Annotated in this window: 14 protein-coding genes; 6 read left to right on the forward strand and 8 right to left on the reverse strand. The window is 63.6% G+C overall.

Annotation, left to right across the window (positions count from 1 at the left end):
• Positions 1-101 precede the first annotated feature (101 nt).
• Positions 102-1,208 (forward strand): DNA alkylation repair protein, encoded by a 1,107-nt coding sequence (locus tag ABMA59_RS15590; protein ID WP_349006283.1) that lies wholly within the window; start codon positions 102-104, stop codon positions 1,206-1,208.
• A gap of 420 nt (positions 1,209-1,628) precedes the next feature.
• Here the strand turns inward: ABMA59_RS15590 and xylA are convergent, their stop codons facing one another.
• On the reverse strand, positions 1,629-2,939 hold the full coding sequence (gene xylA, locus ABMA59_RS15595) for a xylose isomerase (RefSeq protein ID WP_349006284.1): 1,311 nt from the start codon (positions 2,937-2,939) through the stop codon (positions 1,629-1,631).
• Between the two features lie 146 nt (positions 2,940-3,085).
• Between xylA and ABMA59_RS15600 the strand changes: the two genes are divergently transcribed.
• Positions 3,086-3,445, forward strand: a complete 360-nt coding sequence (locus ABMA59_RS15600) for a nuclear transport factor 2 family protein (protein WP_349006406.1) — start codon at positions 3,086-3,088, stop codon at positions 3,443-3,445.
• A 194-nt stretch (positions 3,446-3,639) separates the two neighbouring features.
• Here ABMA59_RS15600 and xylB read toward each other — a convergent pair whose 3' ends face one another.
• Entirely contained in the window at positions 3,640-5,091 is a 1,452-nt protein-coding gene (gene xylB, locus ABMA59_RS15605; protein WP_349006407.1) for a xylulokinase, read from the reverse strand.
• A 365-nt stretch (positions 5,092-5,456) separates the two neighbouring features.
• Between xylB and ABMA59_RS15610 the strand changes: the two genes are divergently transcribed.
• A complete protein-coding gene (locus ABMA59_RS15610) occupies positions 5,457-5,693 on the forward strand; it encodes a hypothetical protein (RefSeq protein WP_349006285.1) in 237 nt (78 codons plus the stop codon).
• Between the two features lie 144 nt (positions 5,694-5,837).
• Here ABMA59_RS15610 and ABMA59_RS15615 read toward each other — a convergent pair whose 3' ends face one another.
• Together ABMA59_RS15615 and ABMA59_RS15620 are read right to left on the reverse strand one after the other, a co-directional pair.
• On the reverse strand, positions 5,838-7,154 hold the full coding sequence (locus ABMA59_RS15615; RefSeq protein ID WP_349006286.1) for a tetratricopeptide repeat protein: 1,317 nt from the start codon (positions 7,152-7,154) through the stop codon (positions 5,838-5,840).
• 635 nt (positions 7,155-7,789) lie between these two features.
• A complete protein-coding gene (locus tag ABMA59_RS15620) occupies positions 7,790-8,413 on the reverse strand; it encodes a LysE family translocator (RefSeq protein WP_349006287.1) in 624 nt (207 codons plus the stop codon).
• Between the two features lie 478 nt (positions 8,414-8,891).
• Here ABMA59_RS15620 and ABMA59_RS15625 point away from each other — a divergent pair, with 478 nt between their 5' ends.
• Positions 8,892-9,704, forward strand: a complete 813-nt coding sequence (locus ABMA59_RS15625; RefSeq protein ID WP_349006288.1) for a L,D-transpeptidase — start codon at positions 8,892-8,894, stop codon at positions 9,702-9,704.
• Positions 9,705-9,933: 229 nt separating this feature from the next.
• Here the strand turns inward: ABMA59_RS15625 and ABMA59_RS15630 are convergent, their stop codons facing one another.
• The 4 genes from ABMA59_RS15630 to ABMA59_RS15645 all read right to left on the reverse strand — a co-directional run bounded on the left by ABMA59_RS15630 (position 9,934) and on the right by ABMA59_RS15645 (position 13,744).
• A complete protein-coding gene (locus tag ABMA59_RS15630; protein WP_349006289.1) occupies positions 9,934-11,376 on the reverse strand; it encodes a DUF1254 domain-containing protein in 1,443 nt (480 codons plus the stop codon).
• 66 nt (positions 11,377-11,442) lie between these two features.
• Positions 11,443-12,144, reverse strand: a complete 702-nt coding sequence (locus tag ABMA59_RS15635; RefSeq protein ID WP_349006290.1) for a hypothetical protein — start codon at positions 12,142-12,144, stop codon at positions 11,443-11,445.
• Between the two features lie 37 nt (positions 12,145-12,181).
• Complete coding sequence (locus ABMA59_RS15640; RefSeq protein ID WP_349006291.1) at positions 12,182-13,003, reverse strand: transporter; 822 nt, start codon at positions 13,001-13,003, stop codon at positions 12,182-12,184.
• A gap of 537 nt (positions 13,004-13,540) precedes the next feature.
• A complete protein-coding gene (locus ABMA59_RS15645; protein WP_349006292.1) occupies positions 13,541-13,744 on the reverse strand; it encodes a KGG domain-containing protein in 204 nt (67 codons plus the stop codon).
• Positions 13,745-14,051: 307 nt separating this feature from the next.
• On the opposite strand from ABMA59_RS15645, the gene ABMA59_RS15650 reads away from it, so the two are divergent.
• On the forward strand, positions 14,052-15,389 hold the full coding sequence (locus ABMA59_RS15650) for an adenylate/guanylate cyclase domain-containing protein (protein ID WP_349006293.1): 1,338 nt from the start codon (positions 14,052-14,054) through the stop codon (positions 15,387-15,389).
• A gap of 125 nt (positions 15,390-15,514) precedes the next feature.
• Positions 15,515-15,760 (forward strand): hypothetical protein, encoded by a 246-nt coding sequence (locus ABMA59_RS15655; RefSeq protein ID WP_349006294.1) that lies wholly within the window; start codon positions 15,515-15,517, stop codon positions 15,758-15,760.
• The last annotated feature ends 4 nt before the right edge of the window (positions 15,761-15,764 follow it).

Raw genomic sequence — 15,764 nt, forward strand, 5'->3', positions numbered from 1 at the left:
CGACAGGCTCCACGCACGGGCGGCATCCTCCTGACAGTGTGTTGGCGGCAGGCCGTGTTATGAGATGACCCAAGGGGTCATCTCAGTCGGCGTGGAAAAGCATGCAGGAACAAGCTGATACAGGTGCGCCGGCGCTGAAGGAAATTTTCGACCGCCCCCGCCTTGCGCATATCGCGCGCGAGGCCGCCGCCGTTTCCGCCGGCTTCGATGCGGATGTTTTTTTGACGCGGGCGAGCGAGAACCTCGATGCGCTCGGCATCATGCAGCGGATGCGGCAGGTGGCGATGGGCCTGCATGCCGCGCTGCCGGGCGATTTCGCAGAAAACATCAACGTTCTGGAAGCGCTTGCGCCGCGGCTGGGACACGATTTCGTTGCGATCTCGCTGGCCGAATATGTGGCGCTTTATGGCCTCGACGATTTCGATATCTCCATGAAAGCGTTGAACTTTTTTACGCGCTTCGGCTCGGCGGAGTTCGCCGTCCGGCCCTTTCTCCTGCGCGACCTGAACCGGACATTGGCCGTAATGGAAGGCTGGGCCGAGGACAAGAACGAGCATGTGCGACGACTGGCCAGCGAAGGCTGCCGACCGCGCCTGCCCTGGGCGGCGCGCATTCCGGCGCTCATCAAAGATCCGTCGCCGGTCGCGCCGATCCTTGAAAGGCTGAAAAGCGATCCGAGCCTCTACGTACGCAAGTCGGTCGCCAACCATTTGAACGATATCGGCAAGGATCATGCCGATTGGATGCTCGAGCGGCTGGAGCGCTGGCCGCTTGACGACCCGCGTACGGCATGGATTGCTAAACATGCCCTCAGGTCATTGATAAAAAAGGGAGATTCGCGCGCTTTGGCGCTGGTCGGAGCCGGCGGAAAGCCGCTGGTTCGCGTCGAGACAATGGCTGTGGCGCCCCCGGAAATCCGGCTCGGTGGCCGGCTATCAGTCACAGCAAAAGTGGTTTCGACCTCGGACGAGAGCCAGCGATTGGTGGTGGACTATGCCGTTCATTACGTGAAGAAAAACGGCGCGGCGAACCGGAAAGTGTTCAAGCTCAGGGTTGTCGACCTCGCTCCCAAGAGTACATGCGACCTGTCGATCAGCCAGACGGTGAAGGATTTCACGACGCGGAAGCATTTTGCCGGTCATCATCGCGTCGACCTTCTGGTCAATGGCGAGACGCTTGCGCAGAGTGGCTTCAACCTGCTGATCTGATTGGGTTTTTCGAAACTGGGTGCCGCGGCCGCGCTCGCAGCGCCAGCGCTTTCAGTTCGCGCGTCAAGTTCGGAGTATCAAATTGTTTCAAATGCTTGTCGGAATTTCACGGCTGCCAACCGCCGATTGGCCTGACGCGAAGGTGCCGCGGACTTGCCGGGGGAGCGTCTTGCCGGGTTTTCGCGTGCCATGGCCGGCCGCTTCGTGATTTTGGCGTGACGTGAAATCGCAAGAAGTGATCCGGCTTTCTTGTTCCTTCGGTTTTGCCTTTTCGCGGCCCCAGGGCTCAAGCGGTCACATCTGAAAACGACGGGAAGGGATCGTCTTGTACCGTTGCCTCTAACCCCTCCCGTAAGCGGGAGGGGACTTTGCGGACCCAATGCAAGCAAGCGGCCGACGATCGTTGCTTGGCGGCACATCTCAAACGTAGCGGTTTACGACGTTCTCCAAAAGCTCCTGGCGGCCGGAGCGGGGCTGGGGTTCGATGCCGCGGCTTTCCACATAGTGGGCAATCTCCTCCAGCGTGTAGCCGCCGGCCAGGACCTTCCGCGCCTCGGCGCCATCCCAGCCGGCGTAACGCTCGGCGAGCGGGCCGGAGAGCGCCTTGTCCTCGATCATCTTCGCCGCCGCCTTGAGGCCGCGGGCACAGCAATCCATGGCGCCGATGTGGCCGATCAGCAGGTCCTGCGGGTCGAGCGACTGGCGGCGCAGCTTTGCGTCGAAATTGGTGCCGCCCGTGGTGAAGCCGCCGGCCTGCAGCACATAATAATAGGCCAGCGCCATTTCCGGCACGTTGTTGGGGAACTGGTCGGTGTCCCAGCCTGATTGGTAGTCGTTGCGGTTCATGTCGATCGAGCCGAAGATGCCGAGGCTGCCGGCCAGGGCGAGTTCATGCTCGAAGGAGTGGCCGGCGAGGATGGCGTGGCCTTGCTCGATATTGACCTTGACCTCGTTCTCCAGCCCGAAATCCTTGAGGAAGCCGTAGACCGTGGCGACGTCGTAGTCGTACTGGTGTTTCGTCGGCTCCTGCGGCTTCGGCTCGATCAGGATGGTGCCGTTGAAGCCGATCTTGTGCTTGTAGTCGACGACCATCTGCAGGAAGCGGCCGGCCTGCTGGCGCTCGCGCTTCAGGTCGGTGTTGAGCAGGGTCTCATAGCCCTCGCGGCCACCCCACAGCACATAGTTCTCGCCGCCTAGCCTCTTCGTGACGTCGATGCACTTTTTCACCGTCGCCGCCGAATAGAGGAACACGTCGGGGTCGGGATTGGTGGCCGCGCCCGCCATGAAGCGCCGGTTGGAGAACAGGTTCGCCGTGCCCCACAAAAGCTTGACGCCGGTCTCGGCCTGCTTCTGAGCGAAGATGTCGGCGATCGCGTCGAGCCGGGCGACGCTTTCCGCATAATTCTTTCCCTCGGGGCGAACGTCGGCATCGTGGAAGCAGTAGTAGGGAGCGCCGAGCAGCGAGAACATCTCGAAGGCGACGTCGGCCTTCAGCTTGGCAAGCTCCATCGTGTCGCCGAACCAAGGGCGCTCGAAGGTCTGGCCGCCGAACGGGTCGCCACCCGGCCAAGCGAAGGAGTGCCAATAGGCGACGGCGAAGCGCAAATGGTCCTCCATGCGCTTGCCGGCGATCACCTCGTCCTTGTTGTAGAAGCGGTAGGCCAGCGGATTGGTGGATTCCGGGCCTTCGTATTTGGCCGGCTTGATGTCGCCGAAAAATCCGGTGCTCATGATTTTTTCTCCTCTCGAATTTCAGCCGGCCGTTTCAGCCGCAGTGGATTGGATGAATGGCGTGCGCCCCGATTACGTCGCGCGTAATTGGTTTGCCGCAGGCGATGCCGCAAAAGGCTCCTGTCGAAACAACAGGAGACAGAACCATGACCGAACTGAACATGATCGCCGAACGCTACATCGCGGCGTGGAACGAGACCGATGCAGCCGCACGGGAAACGCTTCTCGGTCCGGCTTTCACCGCCGACATCAGCTACGCCGATCCGGTTATGGAGGGAGAGGGCCATGACGGGCTGAGTACGCTGATCGCGGGTGTGCAGCAAAAATTTGCCGGCTTCCGGTTCTCGCTGAAGGGAACGCCGGACGGTTTTGCCGACTATATCCGCTTTTCGTGGGCGCTCGGACCGGAAGGCATGGAATCGGTGATCGAGGGCACCGATGTTGGCATCATCAAAGGTGGCAAGCTCAGCATGGTGCGGGGATTTTTGGATAAGGTGCCGGGGTAGGGCATGTCGATGTTTAGGCGAGGCGGTCACCCCCCTTTGTCCTGCCGGACATCTCCCCCTCAAGGGGGGAGATTGGCCGGCCGCTCGGTTTTCGCCAACCTCGATCGTCGCAAGAGAGAGCCGGACGGCAAAGCTGCCAATCTCCCCCCTTGAGGGGGAGATGTCCGGCAGGACAGAGGGGGGTGATAAAACCCTCACATCGTGCCCCTGATCGCCGGATAGAGCGCGCGATAGCGGGCGTAGGCTTCGTCGTAGGCGGCGGTGAGCTTTTCGACCGGCTCGATCGTCTCGGCAGTGACGGGGGGGGTGAGCACATGGTGCGGATCGGCTTTTTCGGCGGCGATGAGGCCGAGGCGGGCGGCGCCGAAGGCCGCGCCGAAATCCCCGTCGGCGGGGATTTCGACCGGAATTTTCAGCGCCGTGGCAATGGCCTTCAGCCAGTAGTGCGAGCGCGAGCCGCCGCCGACGGCGGTGACGCGCTTCAATTCGGTGCCGGCGGCCTGCAACGCTTGCAGACTGTCGCGGAAGGCGAAGGCGACGCCTTCCAGCACGGCCTGTGTCAATACCGCGACATCCGATTCATGCGCCAGTCCGGTGAAGGAGCCGCGGATGGCCGCGTCGTTGTGCGGCGTGCGTTCGCCGGAGAGATATGGCAGGAAGGTCACGCCGGTCGGTTTCCGCAGCCCCTCGCCGAGATCGGTGGTCAGGTCGGCGGCGCCGCGGCCGGTGATCGAGGAAAGCCAGTTGAGCGAATCCGTGGCCGACAGGATAACGCCCATCTGATGCCAGGCGTTGGGCAAGGCATGGCAGAAGGCATGCACCGCGCTTTCGGGATTGGGGAGGTAAGAATCGTTGGCCGCGAACAACACGCCCGAAGTGCCGAGCGAGACGAAGGCCTGACCGGCCCTGACCGTACCCATACCACAGGCCGAAGCGGCGTTGTCGCCGGCACCGCCGGCCACCACGACGCCGGACGGCAGGCCCCAGCGCTCGGCCAGTTCGGCCCGCAACGTGCCTGCGTGTTCGGTGCCCTCGACCAGCGACGGCATGTGCTTTTCGTCGAGATGCGTGGCTTCAAGCAGAGGCGCCGACCATTTTCGCGCACCGGTGTCGAGCCATGAGGTGCCCGCTGAATCGGACATTTCCGAAAGATGCTCGCCGGTCAGCCACAGGCGCAGATAGTCCTTCGGCAGAAGCACCTTCCGCACCTTGTCGAAGACTTCCGGTTCGTTGTTCCTGACCCACACCAGTTTCGGCGCCGTGAAGCCGGGAAACACGATGTTGCCGGTGATTTTCCGGAACCGCGGGTCGGCGTCGAGTTCGGCCGCCTCGCGGAAGCTGCGGGTGTCATTCCAGAGTATGCAGGGCCGCAGTACCACGTCGCCGTCGCCCAAAATGGTTGCGCCGTGCATGTGGCCGGAGAGGCCGATGCCCTTCACTGCCGCCGTCTCTTTCGGATGCTTCTTCTTCAGCGCTGCGAAGGCGGCCCCGGTCGCCTCGATCCAGTCCGCCGGGTCCTGCTCGGACCAGCCGGGATTCGGCCGCGATACTTCGATCGATGCGCTGGCCGAACCGATCACCCGCTGATCCCGGTCGATCAGCAGCAATTTCACGCCGGACGTGCCGAGGTCTATGCCGAGATACATCGCATCATCCTCCCCCACGCCGCCAGGCTGCATGTCCTGGCAGTCGTTTTGCAGCCCCGGCGGTCGGGCCGCGAAGGCCATTCGCCGGAGAAGGACCTTTTCATAACAAAAAATCCGCCTCTGCGAATGGGCAAAAGCGGCTTCGGTGAATATTTTTTTCGACGCTCGGAAAAAATGATGAAAAATGAGGTGCCCGACATCCCGTAGCCGCCCTTCCGCCGGCAAGACTATGCCGAGGTGCGCAGGGAGAGATCGGCGCGTCACTTCACCGGAGGGTCGTGCGACATCGACCGATCGAAGGACTTGTCTCGTCCTCCGGTTGAAAGTAGGGGTTTCGCGGGCGATATCGACAATCTGGGGGAGCAATGAAGCGAGTATCAATCCTGGTTGGGGCCGCGCTTTTGGTGTTGGCGGGCTGCACGACAGGCAAGGAAGAGTACGCAACAGCACAGACGGCGCTTGAGGGCAGCCCGAAGCTGCGGGCCATGACCATAGCAGAATGCGGCAAGCGGCTGGACCGAAAATCCGCCGACAGCAAGGAAATGCTCGCGGCGATCATGAACGTGCCGACCAAATCAGTCGTTGGCGTTGTCGGCGGGTGATCAATGGAATATCCAACGGACGCATCACGCACGCGGAATTCGTCGCGGCCGAACGCGGGCATCCAAGCCCGACGGTCATCCGCGTCCTGCAGGGGCGCTGACAGAAAGAAATTGGTGCAATCAGGCGGCCGGCGTCTCGCGACGTCAGATGATTGCCGCCCGCCTTGCCAACAGCGCCGACAGTGGGCTGGCCGGGCGGGCCGCCAGACGTTTCGCGGTAAGCGTGTGTGCCAGCGCCCGGTCGTCGGCGCGTAGCGCCGCCTCGATCAGCGTCAGCTCGATGACGTCGCGCTGGGCGTGGCTGCCGCCGAACCGATGGGCGATTGCCGGCAGCGGGCGCAAGGCGGTGACTGCGTCCGCATAGCGGCCTTCGCCGAAGGCCTTGATGCCGAGCGCGGCGGGGTAGCCGACATCGCGGGTGAAGGCGGCGTTGTCGCTGTCGCCGCGCATCGCATCCTGCTGCGCCGTAAGCAGGCTACTCACGGCATCCTCGCGGCCGGCGCCGACGAAGGCCATCATGGCGTGCATGTCGTTGAAGGCGTAGTTGCCGTCGCGCGCCTTGGGCAGCCAGCTTTCGGCAAGCGGCGCCCAGCGAGTGCCGACATCGATGCCGCCGAGCGCTAGGCGCCACAGGATGGCGGAAGCGTCGAGCAGGTTGAGCGCCAAAGTCGGACGGCCGCCGTAAATCGGCCCGTCGAACAGCGCCAGCACTTCTTCCGTCTCGCCGAGATCGTAGTGGAACAGCGCGAGGTGCCACCAGTTGTGGATCTGCAAAAAGCTGCGTCCGGTCCAGCCGGCCTGATTGCCGCGCATCCAGGCAATGCCGTCGCGCTGGCGGCACTGCATCTCCATGACATGCGCGACGGCATGCTGCGCCCAGCCGTCGCGCGGTTCCAGCTCGACGGCCTGGCGTCCGAGTTTTTCGGCAGCGGCATAGTCGGCATTCTCCTCGAGGCCAAACGCCTGCATCCCGAGGATGGCATGGCAGCCCGGCATATCCACCGACCAGAAGGGCATCGCGGCGGCGATGCGGTCCCGCAGCATCGTCGAATTGCCGGTGAAAAAATCGATCTGGTGGCCGGCCTGCAGGGCCAGTGCGTCGCGCGGATTGTCGGCCGACACCTCCGCCAGGACACGACCCGCCTCGTGCCACGAGCCGGCGGCGAGATGGCCGAGGGCTGCGACGTGGCCACGCTCGCGGGCCGTCGCCGGCAGCCTCGTCGCCGCCAGATGGCAGGACGCGGCAATCGCCATAGCAGCCTTCTCGGTCGAGAGACCGTAGAGATAGCCCATCAGCACATGCGCCATCACGAAGCGCGGGCTTGAGCCTATGGCGCGGTCGACCGAGCCGACGGGATCGCCGGCAAAACACTGGAGCTCATGCAGCGCGCTCTCGTAGGCGGCGACGCTGTCAGGCCCCGCACCCGTGAGTTCCAGCCCAAGCCTGTCCTTGAATGCCATTCCCTTCCACCCGCCTCCCGTCGCGAATACGGCTGCGTGCCGGACGTCGACATGGTTAGCGTCGTCGAACGCCGGCACGCAGGATCGCGACCCCCAAGCCCGAGAGCCGGCCGAGATGCCTTATACGGCGGCGAGCCGCCGTATAAGGCATCGTCGGAACCTTCTCATCCGGCTTCGCCCTAAACACGCTGCCATGTCCTGCCTTGGCAGCGATAAGGGCAATGTCCCGCCGGCCATCCTGATCGCAAACGGCGCGCAGATAAAGCCTCTGGTTGAACCTGCCGATCACAAATGTTTGCGCCAACGCCCTGGCGGCACCAAGCCGTGCGTGCAATTGCCGACCTGAGCATGGTACGGCCAAAAAACGTCCGTTTCGAGGAGCCGGCCCGATGGAGGCGTCGACATGTGCCGTGGGTTGGCCACTCCGAACGCGGGTGATCTTGCGCATCTCCTTCGCGAAGCACGGATCTCGCACCCGGCCAGGTTGAAAGGCCTTTCGTGGCCGGCACCACGCAGGCCTTGTCGCCTTGCCGGGCACGAAATCCGCTTCGCGCCGCATCCAATACCCAACCAGCCGCATCCTTCTACGTGGAACAGGCCGAGGTGGATCAGGCCGCGGGGTCTGCCGAGATTGTTTATGCCGCCGGGCGCATGGCCACCGTGGCGATGCCGGCGCCGACCAGCAGCGTGCCTCCCGTGCGGTTGAAGATGCGCAGCGCGCGCGGGTTGCGCACGAGGTCGCGGGCGCGGGCGGCCACCAGCGCGTAGCCGAAGGCATTGGCGAAGGCGAGCGCCAGGAAGGTCGATTCGAACACCAGCATCTGCGTCCAGAAATCTGCTTCGTGGCTGAGGAACTGCGGCAGGAAGGCGACGAAGAAGGTGATGCTTTTCGGATTGAGGGCGGTGACAAGCCAAGCATGCGCCATCATCTTGGCGGCGGATGCCTTGTCGGTGCGCGGCTCGGCATTGAGCGTGCCGCCGGCGCGGAAGAGTTTTATGCCGAGATAGATGAGATAGGCGGCGCCGACCCACTTCAGCACGGTGAAGATGGTGGCGGAGGCTGCGAGCAGCGCGCCGATGCCCAGCATCGATAGGGTCATGGCGGTGAAGTCGCCGAGCGCGACGCCGACCGCCATGGGCAGGGCGGTGCGCCAGCCCTGGCCGAGCGCATAGGACACGACGAGCAGGATCGTCGGTCCCGGAATGATCAGAAGGACGGCAGACGCGGCAGTGAAGGCCGCCCAGGCTTCAAACGACATGGATGTCTCCTCTCTTCAAAGGAGAGGATAAACCCCTGCCAGCGCGGCGATGTAAAGGGGCCTTGCGTGCGTGACGGAGCAGGCAGGGAAGGGCGTTGGCGGGCGTCCATCAGAACACTCCCACAGACAGAAGCGCGATCAGGCCGGCGCTGGCCGCAAGCAGCGGGCCGACGGCAAGCACCCCGGCCAAAAGCAGTGCGAACTGGTTCTTCAGCGACTCGGTCATAACGTCCCTCATGATGTTTCGGCGGACAGGTAGGAACGGCTGTGGCCGAGATTGTGACGCAATGGAGGAGTTCTGGTGTCGAGGCGTGCAGAATGACGGCAAAGGCGGCTTTTCCACGCCCTGATTCGTATAAAGTTGTTTTATATCAATATGTTAACTCATTTACATTTTATCAACCACGTTTCGTGAAGATTCGACAGAGAGGGTGAACGGACACAGTACGTTCGGACCTTCTGGTGTAGCTTCCCGGGCATGATGAAGCTTGCCCTTTCCTCGACCGCGGACACCCTCGAACCGTCCATATCCGTGCCCGTCAGCCGGCGCGCGGCGCTGGTTGGTCTGGGGGCCTTGATGCTTGGCGGGTGCAGCCGGACGATCGACATCGGCCTGCCCGGAAGCCAGCCCAAAGTGACTGCAATGACGCCGCCGGCGCCGCCTCAGCCCGCGCCCCCTGCGGTGTCCGCGGAGATCAAGACCGCCTCGGTCGGTCCCAATCCCGGCGGCTACGGCAATCTCGGCAAGCCCGAGCTGATGTACGCCTCCGTCACCGACAACGGCTTCCGTCTGCCGGCCATCCCGCCGGACGAGTTGAAGCCGATTCACCTTCGGCGCCTCGTGGTCGACCCCACCGGGGAAGCGCCGGGCACCATCGTGGTGCATTTGCAGAAGCGCCATCTCTATCTGGTGCAGGAGAACGGCGACGCGATCCGCTACGGCGTGTCGATCGGCAAAGAAGGGTTCGTCTGGTCGGGCCGCGCCGTGGTCGACCATACCCGCAAATGGCCGACCTGGACGCCGCCGGCCGAAATGGTGGCGCGCAAGCCGGCGCTGAAGAAATATGCCGGGGGCCAGCCTGGCGGGTTGGACAACCCGCTCGGCGCACGCGCCCTCTATATCTACAAGGACGGCGTCGACACGCTGTTCCGCATTCACGGCACGCCGGAATGGCGCTCGATCGGCAAGGCAGCCTCGTCGGGCTGCGTGCGCATGATCAACCAGGACGTCATCGACCTCTATGACCGGGTGAAGGTGAAGGGCAAGACGCCGATCGTGGTGGTGGCTTAGGCGGGTTGGACCCTACCGAAATGGATAAGAACCGGCACTGCCGCGCCTGAAAGCGATGGCGTGGCGCTCAAACGTGCCGCCCAGGCCGTTCGCCAATCGCGTCGCCGGCCCATAGGGCGGACCGTGGCCGTTTTCCCAACCCCGGATGATAAAAGCCCCGCGGCCTTTCGGCCGCGGGACGCCGTGTCGATTGGCGAAGCGCCCCGTCAGAGGACGGCCGCGCGGTCGCTTAACCCACCTTCTTGACCGGCGGTATGGTCCACGACCCGTCGATGATGGAAGGATCGCTTTCGTTCGGCCAATAGAGCCGCATCATCAGGATGAACCTGCCCTTCGGCGCCGGGAGCCAGTTGGATTCCTTGTCCGCGCCGGGAGACTCGTTCTGGATCAGGAGATCGATGGACCCGTCGGCATTGGCCTTCAGCGGCTGACGCTCGCTGATCGAATAGCGGTTCAGCGGGTTGTCGACGAAGAAGTAGTTCTCGTCATACATGGTGAGCGACCAGAAACCCGAAACGGGCGGCGTCAGGCCTTTCTTGAAGGTCAGCACGTATTTTTCGGCGCCGTCATATTTCCGCCTGACGATCCCGCCGGCCGACTTCTGCGACGTCGGATAGACCGCGTCCTGCGGCCGGTTGGCGCCCAGGCCGATCGCCGTGATCAGGGCACGCTGGACATAGTTGGTGCCGTAGATGCCGGTCTTGGTGGTAAAACCCCAGCCGTCGATGTTCTTGATGTCGCCATCGCTGAACTTGAAGTGCAGCATGATCTTGGCAAAACCAAGCTCGGGAATGCGCTTGGCGAAAGCCGGATCGAATTTCGACTTGTCGAAGTCCTGTCCGGGAACGATGCCGATCTGGGCCAGCTTCTCAAGCATCGGCGCGTCGGCGGCATTCGGCGGATTGCGCTTCAGGAGCTCGGCGAGCAAGGTGAAGTACTCGACCGCGTCCATCTTGTTGACCTGGTCGCGAACCGCCGTCTTCATGTCGATCGAAGGATCGACCTTGCCGGCCGGCGGCGTCCATTCCTTGCCCCAGGCGCTCAGCGGGTAGAGCTTCACCTCGTCCTGGATCTTGTGGACCGCGGCGTAGTCCTCGGGCGTGCCCGTGCAGTAGATGCGGCCGAGCAGCCAGACGATGCTGGTCGGCGACTTGTACTGCTTGACGCCGTCCGGCAGCGCGCCTTCCCAGCCCGGGCCGGTGATGGCGAAGGTCTGCGCCTCGGTTCCGGTGGTGCGCTTTCCAGGGACGTCGAAAACGGTCGTCCAGCCGTCGAGCATCGGGAACAATGCGTAGCGATCGTTCAGGTCTGGAAGGCTAACGACCCACGGCTCGTCGCCGACATCGAGAAAGGCGGTCGTGTAGAGCGTGTCGGCGTTCGGCGCGGTGACATCACGGAACGACGCGTTCGGGTATTCCCTGAGCTTGATGAGCTGGCCCATCGGCCCCTTCGTTCCCACGGGCTCGGCGACGTTGGTGATGACCCGGCGGGTCATTTCCATCGTCACCAAGGGATAGCCGTAGATGTAGGCTTCGACGGCGTCGGCGAATTCGTCGGATCCTTCCATCAGGTCCGAAATCAGGCCTTCGGCCGATGCAGCGGTAGAACTCAACGACGTGGCGGCCAGCAGGCCCAGGCCACCAAGCGAAACAGTGCGACGTGATACGTTCATTTCATCCTCGAGATTTTGCCAGGGCCGGTGCCCTGTTCAACGATCGATAGTTACTGACCCAGAGACTTAATAGCAGGGCGGATACGGGTAGTAGCCGCAGGCAGGCGGCGGATAATACGGGTGGTAGGCGGAGGCGGCGGCCGCCCCGATCATCGCGCCCGTGGCCAATCCCGCGCCGTAATAGGCGCCGGGATGGGCATACCAGCCGCCGTGCCACACGGGAGCATGCCAGCCGACGCCGCCGGCCACAGCGACGTGGCCATAACCGCCGCGCGCGGCAAACCAGTCGATTAACAGCGAAGCAGGTCCGTTCGCCGACTTGACCTCACCCTCGAGAACAGCGACGTCGAACGTCAGAGTGTTGCCTTCGAGTTTTGGCGACTTCAGTACGACGACGGCGTCCTCGATGGCCGTGCCGTCGCTGTTCATCACCGAGATCGTCGCATTGGGCGGGTCCTTGGCAAAGCTGTCGTTGCCTTCGTCCCATTGCTTGATGAACTCGGAGGTGAGCACATGCCCCGCCGCTCTCACCGGGCGATCGGCGAACACGATGGAGTTGGGGGCGATGCTGCTCATGGTCAGCTTGCCGCCCTCGAGCTTGGCGCCGCCGGAGTTGAGGACGGCGAGCGACGGCACCATCTGGGTGCTGTGCGCGCCTATGGTCTTTTGCGCGGGCGCGGCAATCGCGTCCTGCGCAAGCGCCAGTCCCGACGAACACAGCAGGCCCGCGAGCGCTATCGCGAGGCCGGATGCATATTTGATTTTCATTGGACTACTCCTCACGTTGGAAAAGGTGACGCAAAGGTCATTTCTTCGGAAACAGGAACGTAATTCCGGTGCGAACCCCGAACCCGTCGGGCCCGCTGTCCGGGCTTTCGGCCCAATAGCGGACGCCGGCGAAGAGGCTGATCGGCTGCTTGTCGATGACCAGCAGCTTGGCAACCTGGAAGTTGATCGGGACCGACCATTCCTCCGCTTCCCAGTTGTAGGTGCTTTCGGTGTTGAGCGTGAACGTCCAGGCGTCCTTGGTCGTGTAGGACACGAAGGGCTGCATGAAGGTCGAGTTGACATCCGGCCGGTCGCTCTCGCCGGCGAAGGACCAGATATGGTTTGCCAGCATGCCGACGGTCCATCCGCCGCTTTGCTTGAGCACGACGGCGGTGGGTCCCGCTCCCCATTTTCCCCCGCCGAGCAAATCGTCGGTCGCGGTCGGCAGCAGCATAGCCGGCCCGACGCCCCAGATGATGCCGCCTTGCGTCGGCCTTGCGGGCGAGAAGAAAAGGCTCTGCGTGGTGTCGCCGAGGCCGAACTGGTCACCGGAAGGCCCGGCGATATCCTGCTGCCATGCAACCGGAAGGATGGTCCGGGAGATCAGGTTCCAGTCCGCGTTGAGCGAGAAGGGGATAACCGGCTGGACATTGACATAGGCCTTGTCGCCGTCGTTCGGGCCATAGCCGCCATCATAGTTGAACTGAAAAGGGACGCTGATCAGCGAGGCGATCGGGTTGGCAAGTTTCTTGGCGAGTTCCTGCGTGTCCTCATGTGCCAGCGCCTGGCCGCCGAACCACGGAACGATCACAAGGAAAGCCGCGATCTTCGCTGCGAGACGGGCCGGTCGACGGTTCATTGCCACACTCGATCATTCACGAACTGCCTCGGCCGCCAGCGCGGCTTCGACTGCCAACCAGACTACGCCCGCCATGATTGTGGAGCCAGTCGCAGGGTGTAATTTACGTGGGCTACCGTCGATTTGCCGGCGGAATGCCGGTTTTTCGCAATGATCAGCTGACGACGTGGGGTCTGGTAAATAACGCCGAGCTATCTCAGGGCGATCGTGGCCAGCGATATTTTCGCGTCCGGCGTGCAGGGGAGGCTGTTTGCAGCATGCCGATCGACGCCGCGCCTTGCTGGACGGAGAAGAAATAAAGGGGGATCGGAAAGACTCTCGTCGGTCGCACCCCGGCTCGAGATCATTCGGGTAACAAGGTAAATCGGCGACCGGGCCTTTGGCGGACATTTTCCCGCGCTGATCAATCCAGACATGCCGCCTTCCGTGGGAACTTTGGTCGTCGGCGTATTCTTTCGATTGCGGTGATTTTTTCCATACCTGCCGGCAACCGTTTTCGGGACGGCTGGGGCCTCGTTGCGAGGCCCCGTGCCATCGTCAGGACTGGCCGCCTTTCCGTCCCGCCTCCGACGCACGTTCGCGGTCGTTTGCGAAGTTGCCGGAGCCACCACGCTCGCCGCCTTGCTGACGGCTGCCGCCGCCTTCGGCCCGCTGCTGGTCGCGCTTGCGGTTGTCATCGTTCTTGTGGCTCTGCTGGCCGGCTTTCACATGCTGTTCGTGACTTCCGCCTTGATTGGCCATCTTCATCTCCTTGGGGATTGTTCGAGGCACCATCGCCTCGCGAGCCTAATCGGTGGGGCCGGCGGCGGTTCCGGCTGCAAGATTTCGTGATCATACGTCTGTCGGCTGCCTTCCATCTTCTGAAGACAGGATTGCACGCGGCCTGTTCGTATCCGCCGTCCAGGTTCGGCGCCGGCGTGTCGCGCGGAGGTGAATTGCCTTAATCGGGCTTCCTGTCCGGTCGCTCGGCCGACGTCTCAGGACGCTTGCCCGAGGCGCATGGCTGCTGCATATCCCTCCCCCGGCGACATCCTTGGGAGTTTCCGCCATGCGATCCCTGAGCGATCAGACCGCTTCCGCGCTTCTGGCCAAGGCCGACACCACGACCGAGCGCATCGCCAGCGCGGTGCGTGTCATTGCCGGGTTCGTGCTGCTGGTCGGCCTGCGGTCGGTGGCCCGCAGGAACCCGGAGCATCTCGACGCCCTCGAGCCGCTGCTCGCCAACGCGACGCTGATGACCGGCATCGTGGTGGCTTCGGGCTTCGCCTCGCTGCTGTTCCTGAGGATCGGCATCTGGCGTTCCTGGATGGCCTATCTCGCCGCGCTGGTCGATGCCGTGCTCGTGGCGACCCTGCTCTATTTCACCTCCTGGGTATCGCTGCTTCCCGCCGATTTCGCTTTTGCTTTTCCTATCGTCACCGCCATACCGTTGTTCCTGGCCGTCAACATGCTGCGGTTCCGGCCGGCCGTGCAGGTCTGTGCATCGCTGCTGTTTGCCGTGGGGTCGACCGTGGCGGTGCTGGCGGCTCATCCCGGAGACGGTTCCCTCCACCAGGCGTCCGAAACACTGGACATGCTGTTCAGCCTGCCGCCGAACATCATGCGGCTGGTCATGCTTGCGCTGACCGCCTGCGTGTTCATCCTGGCCGCCGCGCGCGGCCGCCGCATGCTGAGGAACGCGGTCGAGGAGACCGCCAACCGCGTCAACCTCAGCCGTTTCGTGCCGACCGAACTTGCGCCGCTGATGGCGGCGGGTACGGCCGGCGCGCTGCGCACCGGGCGCAAGGCCGAGGTCACGCTGATGTTCGTCGATATGCGCGATTCGACCGCGCTGGAGGAGAACGCCGAGCCAGAAGAACTGGTGGGCATCATCAGTGACTACCGGGCACTGATCCTCGATGCGGCGGCAGCCCATGGCGGCGTGGTCGACAAGTTCATCGGCGACGGCGCCTTCCTGGTGTTCGGCGTTCCGGAGGCCCGGCCCGACGACGCGGCCCGCGCGGTGCGCTGCGCCAGGGCGATCCTGGCCTCGATCCGCGCCTGGAACGATGCGCGCGGGCTGAATGGTGACCAGCCGATCCGCGTCGGCATCGGCATCCATGCGGGCGAGGCCTTCGTCGGCATCGTCGGGGCGGCTGCCCGGCTCGAATTCGCGGTGCTGGGCGACGCGGTGAACGTCGCCAGCCGCGTCGAGAGCGAGACGAAGGTGCTCAGCGAACCGTTGCTGATCTCGGCGCATGCGCTTTCGCTGGCCGGCGAGCCGCCGGACAAATGGCGCAGCATGGGGCCGCGCCACCTGCGTGGCCGCTCCGAACCGGTAGAGCTGTTTGCAGAGGCGGTGAAGCGGATCGAAGGGCGCATTCCCGACCGGGCAGCGGCCTTCTGAAAAAAATCCGGGAAGCGATTTTTTCCAGCAATGTCACGGGTTTGGAAACATATCGGCGCGGCGGACCACATTTCCGGCACGGGCGTGCCTTCGGTCCGTCATGAAGCGCTTCTATACTTTAGTCCATGGAACCGAATCGTACAGATCACGCGCTGCCGGGCCGTCTCGATGCCGAGATTTTCGAGGGTTTCGGCGAGGACGACTCGATCGTCGACCGCCTGCTTGCGTTGCCGGTCGTGCCGCAGACAAGCGAAGGCAAACGCAACGCCTGGGACGCCGGCGTGGCGCGCCGGCTGGAAAAGGTGCTGGCCGACCGCATGCGCGAACGGATCGAAGGGCACGGCGACCACTCGACGGATCGGGCGGCGTGAACCC

The organism is Mesorhizobium yinganensis (assembly GCF_040081985.1).
Classification (GTDB): Bacteria; Pseudomonadota; Alphaproteobacteria; order Rhizobiales; family Rhizobiaceae; genus Kumtagia; species Kumtagia yinganensis.

Bases quoted from the DNA above. Each gene is read 5' to 3' on its own strand.
- ABMA59_RS15590 (WP_349006283.1), top strand. From the start codon at position 102: ATGCAGGAACAAGCTGATACAGGTGCGCCGGCGCTGAAGGAAATTTTC.
- xylA (WP_349006284.1), bottom strand. From the start codon at position 2,939: ATGAGCACCGGATTTTTCGGCGACATCAAGCCGGCCAAATACGAAGGC.
- ABMA59_RS15600 (WP_349006406.1), top strand. From the start codon at position 3,086: ATGACCGAACTGAACATGATCGCCGAACGCTACATCGCGGCGTGGAAC.
- xylB (WP_349006407.1), bottom strand. From the start codon at position 5,091: ATGTATCTCGGCATAGACCTCGGCACGTCCGGCGTGAAATTGCTGCTG.
- ABMA59_RS15610 (WP_349006285.1), top strand. From the start codon at position 5,457: ATGAAGCGAGTATCAATCCTGGTTGGGGCCGCGCTTTTGGTGTTGGCG.
- ABMA59_RS15615 (WP_349006286.1), bottom strand. From the start codon at position 7,154: ATGGCATTCAAGGACAGGCTTGGGCTGGAACTCACGGGTGCGGGGCCT.
- ABMA59_RS15620 (WP_349006287.1), bottom strand. From the start codon at position 8,413: ATGTCGTTTGAAGCCTGGGCGGCCTTCACTGCCGCGTCTGCCGTCCTT.
- ABMA59_RS15625 (WP_349006288.1), top strand. From the start codon at position 8,892: ATGATGAAGCTTGCCCTTTCCTCGACCGCGGACACCCTCGAACCGTCC.
- ABMA59_RS15630 (WP_349006289.1), bottom strand. From the start codon at position 11,376: ATGAACGTATCACGTCGCACTGTTTCGCTTGGTGGCCTGGGCCTGCTG.
- ABMA59_RS15635 (WP_349006290.1), bottom strand. From the start codon at position 12,144: ATGAAAATCAAATATGCATCCGGCCTCGCGATAGCGCTCGCGGGCCTG.
- ABMA59_RS15640 (WP_349006291.1), bottom strand. From the start codon at position 13,003: ATGAACCGTCGACCGGCCCGTCTCGCAGCGAAGATCGCGGCTTTCCTT.
- ABMA59_RS15645 (WP_349006292.1), bottom strand. From the start codon at position 13,744: ATGGCCAATCAAGGCGGAAGTCACGAACAGCATGTGAAAGCCGGCCAG.
- ABMA59_RS15650 (WP_349006293.1), top strand. From the start codon at position 14,052: ATGCGATCCCTGAGCGATCAGACCGCTTCCGCGCTTCTGGCCAAGGCC.
- ABMA59_RS15655 (WP_349006294.1), top strand. From the start codon at position 15,515: ATGGAACCGAATCGTACAGATCACGCGCTGCCGGGCCGTCTCGATGCC.